The following is a 17,499-nucleotide window of genomic DNA, read 5'->3' on the forward strand; positions in this document are numbered from 1 at the left end:
GCGGGTTTACCCGCGAAGAGGCCGGCACAGGCCATCACAAGGCCCGATCCACCAACACCTGCAAGCGCCCCTGGGAACACCGCTCGACCCGCGCCTGAACGCCATACACCTCGGCCAGCAACCCAGGTTCGAGCACCTCCCCCGGCGCCCCGCACGCCACCACCCTGCCCTCACTCAGCACCACCAGCCAATCGGCATGGCTCGCCGCCAGGTTGAGGTCATGCAGCACCGCCACCGCCAGCAACCGATGCGCCACCACCCGCTCGCGCACCGCGCCCATCACCCGCAACTGGTAATGCAGGTCCAGCGCGCTGGTCGGCTCATCGAGCAGCAGCACCTGCGGATTGCGCGCCAGCAACTGGGCCAGCGCCACCAGCTGGCGCTGGCCACCGGACAGGCTGTCCAGCGAGCGCTCGGCCAACGCCTCGATGCCCAACTGACGCAACGCATCAAAGGCAGTCCCCAGCAGGTCATCGACACCACTCACGCGCAGCGCCGCGACAATGCTCTCCAGCACGCCAAGGGCAATGCCGGGTGGCAACTGCTGCGGCATGTAGGCCAGCCGCCGCGAACGCTCGGCAAAGCCCAGCCGGGTCACGTCCCGGCCATCCAGGCTCAAGCCGCCCTGCATCCGCTCGAGCCCCGCCAGCGCCCGCAGCAAGGTCGACTTGCCCGCGCCATTGGGCCCGACCAGCGCCACCAGGCTGCCGGCCGGCAACTCCGGCAGGCTCACCCCGTGCAGGATCTGCCGGGCGCCATAGGCCACCGCAACGTCTTCGATCAACAGGCTCACAGCTTTCTCCCCCGGCGGAACACCAGCAAAACGAACACCGGCACTCCCACCAGCGCGGTGACGATGCCCACCGGCACGATCACCCCGGGCAGGATCAGCTTGCTGGCGAGCGACGACAGCGACAGCATCAACGCCCCCACCAGCGCACTGGCCGGCAGCAGGAAGCGCTGGTCCTCGCCCACCAGCAGGCGGGCGATGTGCGGGCCGACCAGGCCGACGAAGCCGATGGTGCCGACGAACGCCACCGCCGTCGCCGACAGCAGGCTGATGCGCAGCAGCGAGGCGAAACGCAGGCGCCGGGTATCGACGCCGAAGCTGCGTGCGCGGTCCTCGCCCATGCGCAGCAAGGTCATCGCCGGCGCGGCGCGCAACGAGAACGGCAACAGCAGCCCCAGCACCAGGGCGAGGATGCCGAGCTTCTGCCAGTTGGCCCGGGCCAGGCTGCCGAGGGTCCAGAACACCAGCTGCTGCAACACGTCCTCGGTGGCCAGCAGCTGCAGCAGCGAGACCAGTGCATTGCAGCTGAACACCAGGGCGATGCCGAACAGAACCAGGCTTTCCACCCCCGCCCCACGCAAGCGCGACATGGCCTGCAACAGCACCACCGACAGGCAGGCGAAGACGAACGCCATCACCGTCACCTGGGCACTCGGCGCCAGCCAGGCGACCCCCAGCGGGTAGGCGATGGCCAGCGAGGCCCCGAGCGCCGCCGACGACGACACGCCCAGGGTGAAGGGGCTGGCCAGCGGGTTGTCGAGGATCGCCTGCATCTCGGCACCGGCCAGCGCCAGCGCCGCGCCCACCAGCACCGCCATCAGCGAATACGGCAGGCGCACGTTCCAGATGATCACCCGCTCGGTGGCACTCAGCGTCGCCGGGTCGAAGATGCCGTGCAGCAGTTGCCCCAGGCCCATGCCCGAGGCGCCGCTGGCCAGGTCACCGAGCACCGACAGCAACAGCAGCAACGCCAGCGCACCCACCAGCATCGCCCGCCGCCAGAGCAGGCGGCGGTAATGCCAGGCCGCGAGCGCAGCGCCTTCCCGGGCCAGCGCGGTCACTTGGCGTCGACCCAGTACTGGCCGTCCAGGCCTACCTTGAGCATCTGGTTGATCTCGCCCATGGTCGCTTGCGGGTCGACATCCTTGAAGCGCTCGGGGTGGATCCAGCGCGCCATGGCTTCGACGGCGAGGATGTTGAACGGCGAGTTGTAGAAGTCATGCCACAGGCCATGGGCCTGACCGGCCTGGATCGGCCGCAGCGGCGCAAACTCGGGACGGGCGGTGATCTTCGCCAGGCTCTGGCGCGCGGTGTCGGTCGTCACGCCTGCCCCCAGCAGCACGCCCGGTGCGCGGTTGCCGGTGGCGATGTAGACGTCCGGGTCGGCCTGCAGCACGTACTCGACACTGACATCACCCAGCGCCCCCGGCACCACGTCGGCACCGATGTTGTGCCCGCCGACCGCCTCGACCACGCTGCCCAGGCCGCTCTTGCCGGTGGTGTGCCCCGGCGCCTGCCACACGCCCGCCAGCAGCTCGAGGAACACCTTCGGCCGCTCGCTGGGCCTCAGCGTGGCGACGCTGTCGGTGATGTGCTTGAGGTGGCGGTCGTACAGGCTCAGGTATTGCCTGGCCTGCGCCTCACGCCCGAGCAAGGTGCCGAGCGCCTCCATGCTCACATGGGTATTGCGGATCGGGTGCACGCGGAAGTCGATGAACAGCACCGGCACCCCGGCCTGCTGCAGCAGGTCGGCCACCGGGCTGTGCTGGGTCGGGCCTTCGCCGGCGATGCTGAAGATCGCCAGGTCCGGCTTCAGCGCCAGGATCTGCTCGGCGCTGACGCTCTGTTCGGACGCCTGGCCGATCAGCGGCAGCTTGGCCACCTGCGGGTACAGCTTGGCGTAGACGTCGTAGGTGTGCGGGTCGAGCAGGCGCATGTCGTTCTGCCAGCCGACCACGCGCTGGAACGGGTTGTCGCGGTCGAGCAATGCCAGGGCGAAGAACAGCCGCCCTTCGCCGAGCACGATGCGCTGCGGTGCGTGATCGACCTCGACCTTGCGCCCGAGCACGTCGGTCACTTCCACGGCGCTGGCCTGCTGGGCGATGCCCAGGCAACTGCCCAACACCAGCAACAACGGCAGCAGCCGCCGCCAGTAACGGTGATTCATGCGTGAACTCCTAAGGTCAGGTGTCGCCCCAGCGACGGAGCAGGTTGTGGTAGACCCCGGTCAACTCGAGCAGCGAGCCCGGGTCGGCCCCTTGGGCGGTGAGGCGCTGGATGGCCACGTCCATGTCCAGCAGCAGGCTGCGCTGGCTGTCTTCGCGTACCAGGCTCTCGATCCAGAAGAAGGCGGCCAGGCGCTCGCCACGGGTCACCGGCTCGACCCGGTGCAGGCTGCTGCCCGGGTACAGCACCAGGTGGCCGGCCGGCAGCTTCACCTGGCGTTCGCCGAAGGTGTCGCGAATAACCAGTTCGCCACCGTCGTAGGTGTCCGGGTCGGCGAGAAACAAGGTCGCCGACAGGTCGGTGCGCACCCGCTCGCGCACGCCCTTGATGCCGCGGATGGCGTTGTCGACGTGAAAGCCGAAGCCCTCGCCTTCGCCATAGCGGTTGAACAGCGGCGGGTAGATGCGCTTGGGCAGGGCCGCGGACATGAACAGCGGGTTGTCCGACAGCCGCTGCAGGATCAGCCCGCCAAGCTGGCGGGCGACCGGGTCGTCCTCGTCCAGCTGGCGATTGCGCTTGGCCTGGGCCGACTGCACGCCGGCGGTGGCCTTGCCGTCGACCCAGGGTTGCGCCAGCAACTGCCGGCGCAGGGCATCCAGTTCGTCGGCACTGAACAGCCGGTCGATTTCCACCAGCATCAGAACGTGTAGTCCACGCTGGCGGTCAGGGTGCGCCCGGCGCCCGGGACGCCGTACAGCTGGAAGCCATCGAGCGAGGCGCCGACGCGGCTGTAGTAGAACTTGTTGAACAGGTTGGACACGTTCAGGTTGACCGTGGTCTGGCTGTCGACCTTGTAGCGCGCGGCCAGGCTGTGCAGCCAGTACGACGGCGCCTTCTCGTGGTCACGGGTGTAGATCGTGTAGACCCCCGCCGAGCCATTGGCGTAGCTGCTGTTGTTGTTCAGGCCGCCGACGTACTTGTTGTCGCTGTAGCGGCGCCGGCCCACGTAGTCGGCGCCGTAGCTGACGCTGAGCTGGTCGGTGAGGTCGTAGGTGGTCCACAGGTTGGCGGTCAGGTCGGGAACGTTCTTGGCTTCCTCGCCCTTGTTGTCGCCCTTGGTCTGGCGGCTCTTCATCGCCGCGAAACCGGCATAGGCCGACCAGCGATCGGTGAGCTGCCCCTGCAGGCCCAGCTCGATGCCGTCGACCCGCTTGGCCGGCAGCGAACGCACCGGCGCGCTTTCGCCTTCGGTGTATTCCCAGCTGTCTTCCAGCTCGGTGCGGAACAGCGCGGCGGTGAGGTTCAGGCGCTCGTCGAACAGTTCCCACTTGGTGCCCAGCTCGTAGGTTTTCGACACGGCCGGCTTGTAGTCCTCGGTGCCGGCCGCGCCGTAGATCTGGTTGTTGGTGCTGGCGCCGACTGCCGACGGCTGCGCCGCCTGGCTGTAGGACAGGTAGATGCTGCCGTTGGGCAACGGCTTGTAGACCAGGCCGAGGCGGCCGCCGAAGGCGTCGTCGCTGCTGCTGGTGCTGCCGCTGGAGCGGTCGGTGTCGACGTCCCAGTGGTCGTAGCGCAGCGCGGTGAGCAACTGCCACTGGGGGCTCAGGGTCATGGTGTCGGACACATATAGCGCAGCATCCTTGACCACGCTGCGCGGGTCGCCGTAGCCCTTGTCGCTGCGGGTGGAGGCGAAGTGATGCGACGGGTTGGACAGGTCGAAGAACATCGCGCCGTCCGGCACGTCCATGGTCTTGTGCAGGCCACCGTAGCTCTCGCGGTACAGCTCGATGCCGGTAACTGCCTCGTGGTGGATGCCACCGGTATCGAGGTTGAAGCGCAGGTCGGTCTGGTTGTCGATGATCTCGTAACGCTTGGACTGGCCGAAGTCGGTGCCGCGCAGGTAACCGTAACCGCTGCTGCTGTTGGCGTAGTCGGTGTAGGCGTTGATGCCGTTGATCGAGGTCAGGCCACCGACGCCGGCGTAGCCCAGGCTTGCGCAACGGGTGCCGGTGCAGGTCTTGTTGCCATCGGCGTCGGCGGCGATGAAGCGCGCCGGCGACAGCACCGCCCAGTTGTCGGTCTGCTGCCAGCGCAGCTGGTTGCGCAGGGTCAGGTCGTCGTTGAAGTCGTGCTCCAGCAGGCCGGTGAGCGAGCGGGTCTCGCTGCGCTGGGTGTACAGGCTGGAATCGCCGTACCAGGCATCGCGGGACACGCCGGGCATGCGCTTGCCGTTGCTGCCGCGCTGGATCGGGACGCCGCCGTCGGGGGTGTTCTTGTCCTTCTGGTAGAAGGCGTCGATCCACAGCCGGGTGTCGGTGCCCAGGCCAAAGCCGAACGAGGTGGCGAAGCCCCAACGGTCGTAGTCCACCTCATCGCGCTCGCTCACGGCGTTGTAGTGCTTCATCAGGTTGACGCGCACCGCCGTGGTGTCGTTGAGCTGGCGGTTGATGTCGGCGGTCAGGCGCTTGTAGTTGTCGGTGCCGATGCCGGCCGAGAGCTTGCCGGCATCGCCGAGGTGCGCGCGCTTGCTGACCAGGTTGACGCTGCCGCCGACCGCGGACACGCCCGACTCCACGGAGCCTGTGCCCTTGTAGACCTCGGCCTGCTCCAGGTTGAAGGTGTCGTTGCGGCTGGCCATGCCGGCGTCGCGCACGCCATCGACGGTCATGCTCTGCTCGGCGGCGAACCCGCGGATGGAGAACAGGTCGCCCCAGCCCAGGTTGCCCTCGCCGGACATGAAGGTGATGCCCGGCACGTTGCGCAGCACGTCCTGCAGGCTCTGGGCGTTCTGCTCATCGAGCACCGCCCGCGGGACTACACTGATGCTCTGCGGCGCATCCAGCAGCGGCGTGGTGATCTTGCTCGAGGTCACCGTATCGACCTTGTAGCGATCCTGCTTGCCGGTCACCTGGGTCGCAGGCAGGTCGAGGGCCTGGCTGTCGGCGAAGGCCGACGCCGCGCAGGCACCGAGCACCAGGCCGAAGGCCGGGGCGAGGGTCGCCGGCAGCCGCTGGAGGGACGCATGGGGCATGTGAAGTCCTTAAAGAAAATCAGTCGCATTTGTGTTGCGCAATTCTAATGATGGCCAGCAGCCCGCCGGTGTCCGCAAATGTATTGCCGTGCAGTCCCGCGCCCCCGCAACACATTCCGTTACATTCGCGTCGGCGGACGCGGTGTAAGGTGCCCTCCACCCACGCTCCCCAGGTGCCCGATGACCAAGCCCGACCACATCCTGATCGTCGATGACGACCCCGAGATCCGCCAACTGCTCTCCACCTACCTGGACGAAGCGGGCTATCGCACCTCGGTGGCCGCCGAAGGCCGCGAGATGCGCAAGCGCCTGGAGGAACACCGGGTCGACCTGGTGGTGCTCGACCTGATGCTGCCCGGCGAGGACGGCCTGAGCCTGTGCCGCGAACTGCGCGTGCGCAGCAACATCCCAGTGATCATGCTGACCGCCCGCGGCACCCTGGTGGACCGCATCGTCGGCCTGGAAATGGGCGCCGACGATTACCTGGGCAAGCCGTTCGACCCGCGTGAACTGCTGGCGCGGATCAAGGTGGTGCTGCGCCGCACCCAGAGCTTCCCCGAGCGCGCCCGCCTCGACGAAGCCGGTACCCTGCGCTTTGCCGGCTGGCGCCTGGACACCAGCACCCGCCAGCTGCGCGCGCCGACCGGCCTGGTGATCAGCCTGGGCAATTCCGACTACCGCCTGCTGCGCCTGCTGCTGCAGCACCCCAACCGCGCCCTGAGCCGCGACTTCCTGCTCAACCACGTGTTCGACCGCGAGCGCGAACCGTTCGACCGCAGCATCGACGTGTGCGTCAGCCGCGTGCGCCAGCACCTGGGCGACGACCCGCGCAACCCGGCGCTGATCCGCACCGTGCGCAACGAGGGCTACATGCTCACGGTCGACGAGGTGTTCAGCGAATGAAGCGCGGCTGGCCCCGCTCGCTGCAGGGGCGCATGGTGCTGATCCTGGTGGTCGGCGTGCTGGCCTCGCAGCTGCTGACCAGCAGCATCTGGTACGAAGTACGCCAGACCCAGGTGCTGGAAATTCCGCTGCGCCTGCTGGCCGAGCGCCTGGGTGATGTGTGGCGGGTGGCCCATGACCAGCCGGCGCAGTTGCCCGCCTTGCTCGATGGCATGGAGTCCTCGCGCTGGCACCGCCTGGCCAGCGCACCGGCCGCTGGCAACCCCGTGGAACCGGCACTGGAGCGCCTGTTGCAGGAATTGCTCGCGGCGCGCACCGAAGGGCCTGCCCCGGTGCGCCTGCTGAGGCTGGACATCATCGACAGCGAAGGCCATGCGGGCGGGGCGCCGCTGCTGCTGCGCGGGGCGCCAGCGCGGGTGCGCACGCAGGTCGAGCTGACCCTGCCCGATGGCCGGCCGCTGTACCTGGAAGCGGTCGAAGACCAGGGCTGGCGCAACGCCTCGATCGGCTCGCTGGTGTTCGACTTCATCCTGCGCATCTACCTGCTGCGCAGCATCGCCGTGGTGCTGATCGCCCTGCTCGCCGTGCGCCTGGCCTTGCGCCCGCTCAAGCAGATGGCCGCGGCGGCCCAGGCGCTGGGCCAGGATATCCACCGCCCGCCGCTGAGCCTGGACGGCCCGCAGGAAGTGCGCCAGGCGGCCCAGGCGTTCAATGCCATGCAGCGCCGGCTGATCGACAGCATCGCCGAGCGCACGCGCTTCTTCGCCGCCGTCTCCCACGACCTGCGCACGCCGATCACCCGCCTGCGCCTGCGCACCGAGCTGCTGCCCGACGAAAGCCTGCGCCAGCGCTTTCGTGGTGACCTGGAGCATATGGAAGAGATGGTCTCGGCCAGCCTCGACTTCCTGCGCAGCGGCGAGCTGGAGGATGCTCGCGAGCCGGTGGACATCGACGCCTTGCTGATGGCGTTGCAGGCCGACTTCGAAGACCTCGGCGGCGAGGTCAACGTCAACGGCCACGCCCTGCCCTACAGCGCCCACCCTAGCGGCTTGCGCCGTTGCCTGCAGAACCTGCTGGAGAACGCCTGGCGGCATGCCCCGGGGCCGGTGGACATCGAGGTGCGCGACACCCCGGACCGGCTGCGTATCCAGGTCGCCGACCGTGGGCCGGGAATCGACCCTGAGCATCTGCAGCGGGTGCTGGAGCCGTTCTACCAGGCCGACCCGTCACGCAGCGGTGGCGGGCATGGCCTGGGGCTGAGCATTGCGGCGAGCATTGCCAGTGCCCACGGCGGAAGCCTCAAGCTAGGGCCGAGGATTGGCGGTGGGTTGCTGGTGACCCTCGACCTGCCCAGGCCGTTCGGTAAACGCTGACCCAACGGTTGAACAAAGCCCCCTGTGGGAGCGGGTTTACCCGCGAAGCAGGCGACTCGGTGGATGGCACGGGCTATGCCCGTGTTCGCGGGTAAACCCGCTCCCACAGGGTCATGCACAAAGTTGAACAGGCTGCGCTTACCAGGTCAGGCAGATCTTGCCGAAATGCCGGTTGCTCTCCTGGTAACGGAACGCCTCGACGATCTGTTCCAGTTCGAAGTGCTTGTCCACCACCGGCCGAAAACCATTGGCATCGATCGCCCGCACCATCGCCTGCTGCTGCGCGCGGCTGCCCACCAGCACGCCCTGCAGGCGGATCTGTCGCACCAGTGCCTGTACCAGCGGCAGCTGCCCGGCCACGCCGGTGAGGATGCCGATCAGCGACACATGGCCACCGATCCGCGCAGCGATCATCGACTGCTCCAGGGTCGCCGGCCCGCCCACTTCGATCACGTGGTCGACCCCACGGTTGCCGGTCAGCTCGCGCACCTTCTCGCCCCAGGCCGGGGTGGCCTTGTAGTTGATCAGGTGATCGGCGCCAAGGGCCTTGAGGCGTTCGAGCTTGGCATCGCTGGACGACGTGGCGATCACCGTGGCACCGGCCAGCTTGGCGAACTGCAGGGCGAAGATCGACACGCCACCGGTGCCCTGCACCAGCACGGTATCGCCAGGCTTGAGGTGGTCGTCGCTCATCAGGGCGCGCCAGGCAGTGAGGCCGGCGGTGGTCAGGGTGGCGGCCTCGGCATGGCTGAAGCCCTGGGGCGCCAATGTGAAGGCGGTGGCTGGCGCGGTGACCTGCTCGCGGGCATAGCCGTCGAGGCCGTCGCCAGGCACACGGCCGAAGCCTTCGACATTGGCCTGGCCGTCGAGCCAATCGGGGAAGAAGGTGCTGACGACGTTGTCACCGACCTTGAACTCGCTGACACCCGGGCCGACTGCGGTCACTTCGCCGGCGCCATCGGCCATGGGAATGCGCCGCTCGCTCGGGCCCCACATGCCGCTGACCACGGCGAAGTCGTGGTAGTTGAGGGAACTGGCGTGGAGCTGCACGGTGATCTCGCCTGGCTTCGGCGCCGGGGCTTCGCTAGTGCCCACTTCGACCTTGTCGTAGCCGCCGCCGGGTTGCACATAGATGGCCTTGCTGGTCATGACTGGGGTTCCATTGAGGGGGAAGACTGGGGTTCAGCATAGCCAGTGCCGGCCCTTTCGCGGGTAAACCCGCTCCCACAGGTACAGCACAAGATTCAGCCCTGTGGCGATCCCTGTGGGAGCGGGTTTACCCGCGAAAGGGCCCCCACATGAAGCACAACACTCAGCCCAACAACGATCTCAAAGCCCGGCAATCCGCCGCATGCCAGTCCACCAGCTGCGGCCACGGATTGTCCGGCAAATTCACCAGCACCGTGCGCGCACCCGCAGCCCGCCCACAATCCAGATCGAACCGGTAATCGCCGACCATCACCAGCTCACTCGGCGCCACCCCCCAGGCCCTGGCAATCTTCAGCAGCCCATCCGGGCTCGGCTTCGGCTCGGCCTCATCACGCCCGAGAATGTGCTCCACCGGGAAACAATCCGCCAGGCCGATCGCCTCCAGGGTCACATGGGCCAGCTCCCGCGCATTGCGGGTCAGGATGCCCAGCCGGCAGCCCCGCTCGGCCAGTTCGCGCACCAGTTCCACCGCACCGCTGGCCGCCGTCGAGGCTACCGCCAGGTCGCGTTCGTGCTCCAGCAGCCAGGCATGCTTGGCCGCAGCCTCGGCCGCCGGCAACGCCGCCAGGTGGGTGAGGATGTCGCGCTCGGCGGGGATGTCCAGGGCCACGCGGATGGCAGCGAAATCGTGCACCGCCACGGTCAGGGTGCCGTCCATGTCGAACACCCAGTTGCGCACCTCGGCCAGGCTCATGCCCAGTCCTTGCGGTGGCGGATCAGGCCTTCCTGGGACGACGACGCCACCAGCTGGCCGGCCCGGTTGAAGATGCTGCCGCGGCAGAAGCCACGGGCATTGCCGGCCCACGGGCTGTCGGTGGCGTACAGCAGCCACTCGTCGGCGCGCAGGTTACGGTGGAACCACAACGAGTGGTCGAGGCTGGCGATCTGCATGTCGCGCTGCCACACCGACTTGCCATGGGGCAGCAGCGAGGTGGTCAGCAGGCCGAAATCGGAGGCGTAGGCCAGCAGGTACTTGTGCAGCGCCGGCACGTCCGGCAGCGCCCCGTCGGCGCGGAACCAGGCGTACTTGACCGGGTCGCCGGGCTTGGGATTGAACGGATCGCGCTCGGTCACCGGGCGGATCTCGATCGGCTTGGCACACAGCACCTTGTCGCGGATGCGCTCGGGCAGCTTGTCGGCATGGGCGCTGGCCAGCTCGACTTCGGTCGCCAGGTTTTCCGGGCCGACCACATCGGGCATCTGCACCTGGTGCTCGAAGCCTTCCTCGTCGTACTGGAACGACGCGCTGCAGGTGAAGATCGGCTGGCCCTTCTGGATCGCCGTGACCCGCCGGGTGCTGAAGCTGCCGCCATCGCGCACGCGGTCGACCGAGTACACCACCGGCAGGCTGGCATCGCCCGGGCGCAGGAAGTAACCATGCAGCGAATGCACGTGGCGCGCGTCCTCGACCGTCTGGCTGGCGGCCGACAGGGACTGGCCCAGCACCTGGCCACCGTACAGCTGGCGGAAGCCCAGGTCCTGGCTGCGGCCACGGAACAGGTTTTCCTCGATCGACTCGAGGCTCAACAGGTCGACCAGGTCGTCCAACACATGACTCATCAGAGATTCTCCGTAGGAGCGAGCCTTGCTCGCGATGCGCCGCAAGCGCGGCGCCCGGCTCCAAAGGTGCTGAACATCTTTCAGCAAGCACCTGGCAGTCGGCAAATAATACAAGATTTGTCATCGGCCCCACGCATGCCCGCTCATTCAGTGCGCAGGGTCTGCTCCCAGTGGGCGCGGTCCATGCGGTACAGCACGTGGGGGCGCAGCGGATCGCCAGCAGGCAGGCGCGGATGCTCGAAGTCGCCATCCAGGTCACGAACCATGCCGATCGCCTGCATGACCTTCTGCGACGGCAGGTTGCTGGCGCTAGTGAACGACACCACCTGCTCCAGGCGCAATTGGGCGAACGCACAACGCAGGCAGGTCCACGCCGCCTCGCTGGCGAAACCCAGCCCCCAGTGGCGCCGGGCCAGGCGCCAGCCGATCTCCACCGCCGGGGCGAAGGGCGCATCGAAATTGACCTTGAGCAGGCCGGTCATGCCGATGAAAGCGCCACTGTCCTTGCGTTCCAGGGCCCACAGGCCGTAGCCGTATTCATTGAAGTGGCCGCGGATCCTGCCGATCAGTGCCGCCGCCTCCAGCCGCGTCATCGGGGCGGGGAAGTAGCGCATCACCTGCGGGTCGGCGCACAGCGCGGCAAATTCGCGCAGGTCGTCGTCGTGCCATTGGCGCAGCACCAGCCGTGCGCTTTCAAGGTGAAGGATAGGGGTCATGCGGGGTGCTCCGGTTTCGCGGTCTCACAGTCTACAGCGTAGGCGCGGCCAGGCTTTTCACCCAGCCGCCGGCACCCGGAATGCAATTTTCACAAGCCCTTCACCGGCTCCCGACAGACGGCTCAGCACAATCGCAGCTACACCACCGCGCCATTGGAGTGACGCATGCACCTGAGCAGCACCTTGGGCCACCCCGCCATCCACGCCCGGCGCAAGCGACGCCTGTCGCGCAAAGCCCTCGGTGCCGCTCTCGGCGTATGCCTGTTCATCGCGGCAGTGACCTCCTGGCTGGCGACGAGGACCCCCATCGTGGACCTTGGCAACGAGCAACAGTTGAGTGAAAGCGGCCTGCTGCAAGACTGGGCCGAGGGCGCGGTGATCGTGATGATCCGCCACGCCGAACGCTGTGACAGCGCTCCCGGGCCCTGCCTGGGCGACCCCAGCGGCATCACCGTGGCCGGCAGCGAAGCCGCCGCGCGGGTGGGCCAGGGCCTGACGCAACTGGGCCTGGCCAATGCCGACCTGCTTGCCAGCCCGAAGGTGCGCACCCGGCAGACCGCCCACTTCATCCTCGGCCAGGCCGTGCCGAGCGCGGCCTTCCTGGAAAGCTGCGACAACCGGTTCGCCAGCGAAGCGCTGGCGCACAAGCGTGCCGGGCACAACCTGGTGCTGGTGACCCACAACGGCTGCATCGACCACTTCGCCCGCCAGCAGAAGGTGGCGGGCGGCCAGCGCGACAGCAATTACGCCAGCGCGCTGTTCGTCTCGGTGGATGGCAACGGCAAGGCGCGCATCCTCGGCCGCCTGAACGAGCCGGACTGGCAACGGGTATTGGCCAGTGCGGGGAAATAACTGGCAAGATCATCGCTGGCCCCGATTGCGAACACCCCATGCCGCTGCCGCTGATCTACCACGATGACTACAGCCCGGAATTCCCCGCCGAGCATCGCTTCCCGATGGACAAGTTCCGCCTGCTGCGCGACCACCTGGTGGCCAGCGGGCTGACCACCGACCAGGCCCTGCTGCGCCCAGACATCTGCCCCAGCGACATCCTCGCCCTGGCCCACGACCGCGGCTACATCGAGCGCTACATGAACGGCGAACTGTCCCGCGAGGACCAGCGCCGCCTCGGCCTGCCCTGGAGCGAGGCCCTGGCCCGGCGCACCGTGCGCGCGGTCGGCGGCTCGCTGCTGACTGCCGAACTGGCCCTGCAACAGGGCATCGCCTGCCACCTGGCCGGCGGCACCCACCACGCCCACTACGACCACCCGGCCGGCTTCTGCATCTTCAACGACCTGGCGGTGATCAGCCGCTACCTGCTCGAAGCCGGCCGCGTGCAGCGGGTGCTGATCTTCGATTGCGACGTGCACCAGGGCGACGGCACCGCGCGCATCCTCCACGACACCCCGGAGGCGATCACGGTGTCGCTGCACTGCGAGCAGAACTTCCCCGCGCGCAAGGCCCACAGCGACTGGGACATCCCGCTGCCACGGGGCATGGGCGACGTGGCCTACCTGAAGGTGGTGGACGACGCCCTCAACTACCTGCTGCCGCTGTACCAGCCCGACCTGGTGCTGTACGACGCCGGAGTCGACGTGCACAAGGACGATGCCCTGGGCTACCTGCAACTGACCGATGCAGGCCTGGCCGCGCGCGACGAGTCGGTGATGCGCCATTGCCTGGGCCGCGACATCCCGGTGGTCGGCGTGATCGGCGGTGGCTACAGCAAGGACCGCGAAGCCCTGGCCCGGCGCCACGGCATCCTTCACCACAGTGCGGCGCGGGTCATCGGTTGTTCACAATGACTGTGGAACCGCTTGTGGATAACCTGCGGGAAAGCCGCTACAGCCCTCGCTGTACAAGGGCTGCAGAATACTGATCATTTTTTGTCCAGTGCGTCGAGGGGCCGCGCTGCGCTAGAATGCGCAGTCTTTTCCACAGCCTGCTGCCCGCCATGTCCGATAAACACCCCAGCTCCCCTCCCCTGGCCGTCGTCATCGGCGGCGGCCCCGCCGGCCTGATGGCGGCAGAAGCATTGGCCCAGGCGGGCATGGCCGTGCAGGTGTTCGACGCCATGCCGTCGGTGGGGCGCAAGTTCCTGCTGGCCGGCGTCGGCGGCATGAACATCACCCACTCCGAGGCTTATCCACAGTTCGTCTCGCGCTATGCCGAGCGCCAGGGCGAGATCGACGCCCTGCTGCGCGGCTTCGATGCCCAAGCCCTGCGCCAGTGGATTCACGGCCTGGGCATCGAGACCTTCGTCGGCACCTCGGGGCGGGTGTTCCCCACCGACATGAAAGCCGCGCCGTTGCTGCGCGCCTGGCTCAAGCGCCTGCGTGACGGCGGGGTAGTTATCCACACCCGCCACCGCTGGCTGGGCTGGAATGCCGACGGCAGCTTGCGGATCGCTTATCCACAGGGCGAGTTGCGGGTAGAGGCCGATGCCGTCGTGCTGGCCCTCGGTGGCGCCAGCTGGGCTCGACTGGGTTCCGACGGCGCCTGGCAGCCGTTGCTGGCCGAACGTGCTGTGGATATCTCGCCGCTACGGCCGAGCAACTGTGGCTTCGAGGTCGAAGGCTGGAGCGCGCTGCTGGTGGACAAGTTCGCCGGTGCGCCGCTGAAGAACATCGCCCTGAGCGTGCCGGGCCAGGTACCGCGCAAGGGTGAATTCATCCTCACCGCCCAAGGCGTCGAAGGCAGCCTGGTGTATGCCTGGTCGGCGCCGCTGCGCCAGGCCATCGAGCGCGATGGGCAGGCGACGTTGCTGCTCGACCTGCTGCCGGACAAGCCTGTGGACAAAATTGCCCAGGCCTTGGCCAGACCACGGGGCTCGCGGTCCATGGCCAAGCACCTGCACAGCCAGCTGGGCATCGATGGGGTCAAGGCGGGGTTGCTGCGGGAGCTGACAGACCCGGCGACCTTTGCCGACCCTGAGTCGCTGGCCCGGGCGATCAAGGCGCTGGCGATCACGCTGGTGCGCACGCGACCGCTGGACGAGGCGATCAGCAGTGCCGGCGGGGTGCGCTTCGAAGGGCTGGATGAAGGCTTGATGGTGCGCGGGATGCCGGGGGTGTTCTGTGCCGGCGAGATGCTCGACTGGGAGGCGCCTACCGGGGGCTACCTGCTGACCGCCTGCTTTGCCAGCGGCTTGCGGGCGGGGCAGGCAGCGGCAGCTTGGCTCGAGTCCCGAGCCTGATCCCCTCTGCCCCTGGCTTTATCACTTCCAATACTGGCGCGAGTCCCCTGTGGGAGCGGGTTCACCCGCGAACACGGGCGAAGCCCGTGCCATGCACCAAGGTGGATTCTTCGCGGGTGAACCCGCTCCTACAGAGACCGAGGTTTCCCTGGGATTCAGGGCTTGCGCTTGCGCGGGCCGCCGTTGAAGCTCGGCACCTTGCGCACGGCCTTCACCGCAGGCTCTGCAGCGCCCGCTTCGGCACTGTCCATCCAGCGCCCCAGCCCGCGCTTGGCGCTGTTCTCTTTCGGCTTCTTGGGCTTCTTCGGCTTCTTGACCACCTGGCCACTGGCATCGGTCAGCGGCACCCGGTGCTCGGGGATGAAGTCCGGCTCTTCATGGCGCGGCAGGGTCTGCCGGGTCAGCACTTCGATGGCCGACAGCATCTGCACTTCATCCGCACACACCAGCGAAATCGCCTCGCCCTTGTTGCCGGCGCGGCCGGTGCGGCCGATGCGGTGCACGTAGTCCTCGGCGACGATCGGCAGGTCGAGGTTGACCACCAGTGGCAGGTCGTCGATGTCCAGGCCACGGGCGGCCACGTCGGTGGCCACCAGCACCTGGATCTCGCGCGCCTTGAAGCTGTCCAGCGCGCGCTGGCGGGTGGCCTGCGGGCGGTCACCGTGGATGCCGTCGGCGTTGACCCCTTCGCCCAGCAGGCGCTCGACCAATTGGTCCACCCCATTGCGGGTCTTGGCGAACACCAGCACCTGCTTCCAGCGCTGCTTGCGCATCAGGTGGATGAACAGGTCGGCCTTGCGTTTTTTATCCACAGGCACCAGCCACTGCTTGACCGTGGTCGCGGCGGCATTGCGCGGGCTGACTTCGATGCTCAGCGGGTCGTTCAGGGCCAGGCCCGCGAGCAGGCGGATCTGCTCGGAGAAGGTGGCGGAGAACAGCAGCGTCTGGCGCTTGCGTGGCAAGGCGGCGTACACCGACTGCAGTTCTTCGGCGAAACCCAGGTCGAGCATGCGGTCAGCTTCGTCGAGTACCAGGGTCTGCACCTGGTTGAACTTGATCGCATTCTGTCGGAACAGGTCGAGCAGGCGGCCCGGGGTTGCCACCAGCAGGTCGACGCCACGGCGCAGACGCATCATCTGTGGGTTGATGCTGACCCCGCCATACACCGCGTAGGTGCTCAGCGGCAGGTTCTCGGCATATTCGCGCACGTTGTTGTGCACCTGCTCGGCCAGCTCGCGGGTCGGCACCAGCACCAGCGCACGGATCGAGTTGCTGGCCACCTTCTCCCCTTCCAGGGCCAGGCGCTGCAGCACCGGCAGGGCGAAGCCGGCGGTCTTGCCGGTGCCGGTCTGGGCGGCGGCCATAAGGTCGCGGCCGGCCAGCACGGCGGGAATGGCCTTGGCCTGGACCGGGGTGGGGGTGGTGTAGTCCAGCTGCTGCAGGGTGCGCAGCAGTGGTTCGATCAGGCCGAGTTTGGCGAAATTCATGGCAATACCGTCAGGGGGTTCAGCGAAGGCGGCAAGTTTACCGCATCGCCCTTCTCTACTAGCAGCTACTTGCAGATTTCGCCCTTCAACGGCTGTTCCGGGGCCTTGCGCCACTGGGGCAGGCCGATCAGCACCACGGCGCCGATGATCACCGCCATGGCCAGGCATTCTTCCGCGCCGATTTCCTCGCCGGCGAACAGGATGCCGAGCAGCACCGCCACCGCCGGGTTGACGTAGGCATAGCTGGTGGCTGCCGCCGGGCGCACGTTCTTCAGCAGGTACATGTAGGCGCTGAAGGCCAGGATCGAGCCGAACAGCACCAGGTAGGCCAGCGCACCCCAGCCGGCGGCGCTGGGCAGCTGGGTCATGCGCTCACCGGACAGCACGCTGCCCAGCAGCAGTACCGCCCCGCCCACCAGCATCTCGGCGGCACTGGCCATCGGGCCCTGGGGCAACGGCAGGCTTTTGCTCCACACCGAGCCGAACGCCCAGGACGCTGCGGCGAACAGGATCAGCGCCGCGCCGATGGGGCTGGCCTGCAGGTTGGAACCCAGGTTGAGCAAGGCGATACCGACCAGGCCGAGAACGATCCCGGCCCATTCCAGACGCGAGTTGCGGTGGCCGAACAGCAGGCCGAAGACCAGGGTGAACAGCGGCACCGTTGCCACCGCCAGTGCCGCGACGCCCGAGGCCACGCCGGCATGCTCGGCCACCGTCACCCCACCATTGCCGCAGCTGAGCAGCAAGAAGCCGATCGCCCCCGCCGCCCGCCACTGCGGCCAGGTCGGCGCCGGCACCCCGCGCCAGCGCAGGAAGCCATACAACAGCCCCCCCGCAATCAGGAAGCGCACCCCCGCCATCAACATCGGCGGCCATGACTCGACACCGATGCGGATGAACAGGTAGGTGGAACCCCAGACCAGGTACAGGGCCAGGAAGGCGCCGATGAGCAACAGCGGAAAGCGACGGGAGGCAGGCATGGCAGGCAACTCAGAAATCCGTTTTCGGGTGGCCGAGTCTAGGCCCTGCCCCTGGTAAAGATAAGTTACAAATCAACGCAAAATAAGC

Annotated in this window: 16 protein-coding genes; 5 read left to right on the forward strand and 11 right to left on the reverse strand. The window is 67.7% G+C overall.

From position 1 onward, the window contains the following. Positions 1–34 precede the first annotated feature (34 nt). The 5 genes from ACIP21_RS18655 to ACIP21_RS18675 form a co-directional block, all read right to left on the reverse strand. Positions 35–793: an ABC transporter ATP-binding protein gene (locus ACIP21_RS18655; protein ID WP_400690446.1), complete on the reverse strand. Its 759-nt coding sequence runs from the start codon at positions 791–793 to the stop codon at positions 35–37. Further along, complete coding sequence (locus tag ACIP21_RS18660; protein ID WP_400690915.1) at positions 790–1,779, reverse strand: FecCD family ABC transporter permease; 990 nt, start codon at positions 1,777–1,779, stop codon at positions 790–792. The genes ACIP21_RS18655 and ACIP21_RS18660 overlap by 4 nt, the downstream gene beginning before the upstream one ends. Positions 1,780–1,847: 68 nt before the next feature. Continuing rightward, complete coding sequence (locus ACIP21_RS18665) at positions 1,848–2,957, reverse strand: ABC transporter substrate-binding protein (RefSeq protein WP_400690449.1); 1,110 nt, start codon at positions 2,955–2,957, stop codon at positions 1,848–1,850. Between the two features lie 16 nt (positions 2,958–2,973). Then, positions 2,974–3,654 (reverse strand): Fe2+-dependent dioxygenase, encoded by a 681-nt coding sequence (locus ACIP21_RS18670; protein ID WP_400690452.1) that lies wholly within the window; start codon positions 3,652–3,654, stop codon positions 2,974–2,976. Continuing rightward, positions 3,654–5,987, reverse strand: a complete 2,334-nt coding sequence (locus ACIP21_RS18675) for a TonB-dependent receptor (RefSeq protein WP_400690454.1) — start codon at positions 5,985–5,987, stop codon at positions 3,654–3,656. Before ACIP21_RS18675 ends, ACIP21_RS18670 begins: the two co-directional genes overlap by 1 nt. Positions 5,988–6,167: 180 nt before the next feature. Between ACIP21_RS18675 and ACIP21_RS18680 the strand changes: the two genes are divergently transcribed. Together ACIP21_RS18680 and ACIP21_RS18685 are read left to right on the forward strand one after the other, a co-directional pair. Further along, complete coding sequence (locus ACIP21_RS18680) at positions 6,168–6,890, forward strand: response regulator (RefSeq protein ID WP_400690457.1); 723 nt, start codon at positions 6,168–6,170, stop codon at positions 6,888–6,890. Continuing rightward, complete coding sequence (locus tag ACIP21_RS18685) at positions 6,887–8,263, forward strand: ATP-binding protein (protein WP_400690460.1); 1,377 nt, start codon at positions 6,887–6,889, stop codon at positions 8,261–8,263. The genes ACIP21_RS18680 and ACIP21_RS18685 overlap by 4 nt, the downstream gene beginning before the upstream one ends. A 138-nt stretch (positions 8,264–8,401) precedes the next feature. On the opposite strand, the gene ACIP21_RS18690 is transcribed toward ACIP21_RS18685, so the two are convergent. From ACIP21_RS18690 to ACIP21_RS18705, 4 genes are all read right to left on the reverse strand, one after another. After that, a complete protein-coding gene (locus tag ACIP21_RS18690) occupies positions 8,402–9,412 on the reverse strand; it encodes an NAD(P)-dependent alcohol dehydrogenase (protein WP_400690463.1) in 1,011 nt (336 codons plus the stop codon). A gap of 163 nt (positions 9,413–9,575) precedes the next feature. Continuing rightward, positions 9,576–10,166: an HAD family hydrolase gene (locus ACIP21_RS18695; RefSeq protein ID WP_400690466.1), complete on the reverse strand. Its 591-nt coding sequence runs from the start codon at positions 10,164–10,166 to the stop codon at positions 9,576–9,578. Next, a complete protein-coding gene (gene tesB, locus ACIP21_RS18700) occupies positions 10,163–11,032 on the reverse strand; it encodes an acyl-CoA thioesterase II (protein ID WP_400690469.1) in 870 nt (289 codons plus the stop codon). The genes ACIP21_RS18695 and tesB overlap by 4 nt, the downstream gene beginning before the upstream one ends. Positions 11,033–11,175: 143 nt before the next feature. Continuing rightward, complete coding sequence (locus ACIP21_RS18705; RefSeq protein WP_400690472.1) at positions 11,176–11,748, reverse strand: GNAT family N-acetyltransferase; 573 nt, start codon at positions 11,746–11,748, stop codon at positions 11,176–11,178. A 165-nt stretch (positions 11,749–11,913) separates the two neighbouring features. Here ACIP21_RS18705 and ACIP21_RS18710 point away from each other — a divergent pair, with 165 nt between their 5' ends. The 3 genes from ACIP21_RS18710 to ACIP21_RS18720 all read left to right on the forward strand — a co-directional run bounded on the left by ACIP21_RS18710 (position 11,914) and on the right by ACIP21_RS18720 (position 14,944). Further along, on the forward strand, positions 11,914–12,600 hold the full coding sequence (locus ACIP21_RS18710; protein ID WP_400690473.1) for a histidine phosphatase family protein: 687 nt from the start codon (positions 11,914–11,916) through the stop codon (positions 12,598–12,600). Positions 12,601–12,638: 38 nt separating this feature from the next. Further along, entirely contained in the window at positions 12,639–13,553 is a 915-nt protein-coding gene (locus tag ACIP21_RS18715) for a histone deacetylase (protein ID WP_400690476.1), read from the forward strand. Between the two features lie 149 nt (positions 13,554–13,702). After that, positions 13,703–14,944 (forward strand): TIGR03862 family flavoprotein, encoded by a 1,242-nt coding sequence (locus ACIP21_RS18720; RefSeq protein ID WP_400690478.1) that lies wholly within the window; start codon positions 13,703–13,705, stop codon positions 14,942–14,944. A 155-nt stretch (positions 14,945–15,099) separates the two neighbouring features. On the opposite strand, the gene ACIP21_RS18725 is transcribed toward ACIP21_RS18720, so the two are convergent. Both ACIP21_RS18725 and yedA read right to left on the reverse strand, forming a co-directional pair. Next, positions 15,100–16,431 carry a DEAD/DEAH box helicase gene (locus ACIP21_RS18725; protein ID WP_400690481.1) on the reverse strand — a complete coding sequence of 444 codons (1,332 nt, stop codon included), beginning with the start codon at positions 16,429–16,431 and terminating at the stop codon, positions 15,100–15,102. A gap of 65 nt (positions 16,432–16,496) precedes the next feature. Continuing rightward, entirely contained in the window at positions 16,497–17,411 is a 915-nt protein-coding gene (gene yedA, locus ACIP21_RS18730) for a drug/metabolite exporter YedA (RefSeq protein ID WP_400690484.1), read from the reverse strand. Positions 17,412–17,499 lie beyond the last annotated feature (88 nt).

The organism is Pseudomonas sp. NPDC089401 (assembly GCF_044749485.1).
Classification (GTDB): Bacteria; Pseudomonadota; Gammaproteobacteria; order Pseudomonadales; family Pseudomonadaceae; genus Aquipseudomonas.

Coding starts and splice junctions, on each gene's coding strand:
- ACIP21_RS18660 (WP_400690915.1), bottom strand. CDS start 1,779: ATGCTGGTGGGTGCGCTGGCGTTGCTGCTGTTGCTGTCGGTGCTCGGT.
- ACIP21_RS18665 (WP_400690449.1), bottom strand. CDS start 2,957: ATGAATCACCGTTACTGGCGGCGGCTGCTGCCGTTGTTGCTGGTGTTG.
- ACIP21_RS18670 (WP_400690452.1), bottom strand. CDS start 3,654: ATGCTGGTGGAAATCGACCGGCTGTTCAGTGCCGACGAACTGGATGCC.
- ACIP21_RS18675 (WP_400690454.1), bottom strand. CDS start 5,987: ATGCCCCATGCGTCCCTCCAGCGGCTGCCGGCGACCCTCGCCCCGGCC.
- ACIP21_RS18680 (WP_400690457.1), top strand. CDS start 6,168: ATGACCAAGCCCGACCACATCCTGATCGTCGATGACGACCCCGAGATC.
- ACIP21_RS18685 (WP_400690460.1), top strand. CDS start 6,887: ATGAAGCGCGGCTGGCCCCGCTCGCTGCAGGGGCGCATGGTGCTGATC.
- ACIP21_RS18690 (WP_400690463.1), bottom strand. CDS start 9,412: ATGACCAGCAAGGCCATCTATGTGCAACCCGGCGGCGGCTACGACAAG.
- ACIP21_RS18695 (WP_400690466.1), bottom strand. CDS start 10,166: ATGAGCCTGGCCGAGGTGCGCAACTGGGTGTTCGACATGGACGGCACC.
- tesB (WP_400690469.1), bottom strand. CDS start 11,032: ATGAGTCATGTGTTGGACGACCTGGTCGACCTGTTGAGCCTCGAGTCG.
- ACIP21_RS18705 (WP_400690472.1), bottom strand. CDS start 11,748: ATGACCCCTATCCTTCACCTTGAAAGCGCACGGCTGGTGCTGCGCCAA.
- ACIP21_RS18710 (WP_400690473.1), top strand. CDS start 11,914: ATGCACCTGAGCAGCACCTTGGGCCACCCCGCCATCCACGCCCGGCGC.
- ACIP21_RS18715 (WP_400690476.1), top strand. CDS start 12,639: ATGCCGCTGCCGCTGATCTACCACGATGACTACAGCCCGGAATTCCCC.
- ACIP21_RS18720 (WP_400690478.1), top strand. CDS start 13,703: ATGTCCGATAAACACCCCAGCTCCCCTCCCCTGGCCGTCGTCATCGGC.
- ACIP21_RS18725 (WP_400690481.1), bottom strand. CDS start 16,431: ATGAATTTCGCCAAACTCGGCCTGATCGAACCACTGCTGCGCACCCTG.
- yedA (WP_400690484.1), bottom strand. CDS start 17,411: ATGCCTGCCTCCCGTCGCTTTCCGCTGTTGCTCATCGGCGCCTTCCTG.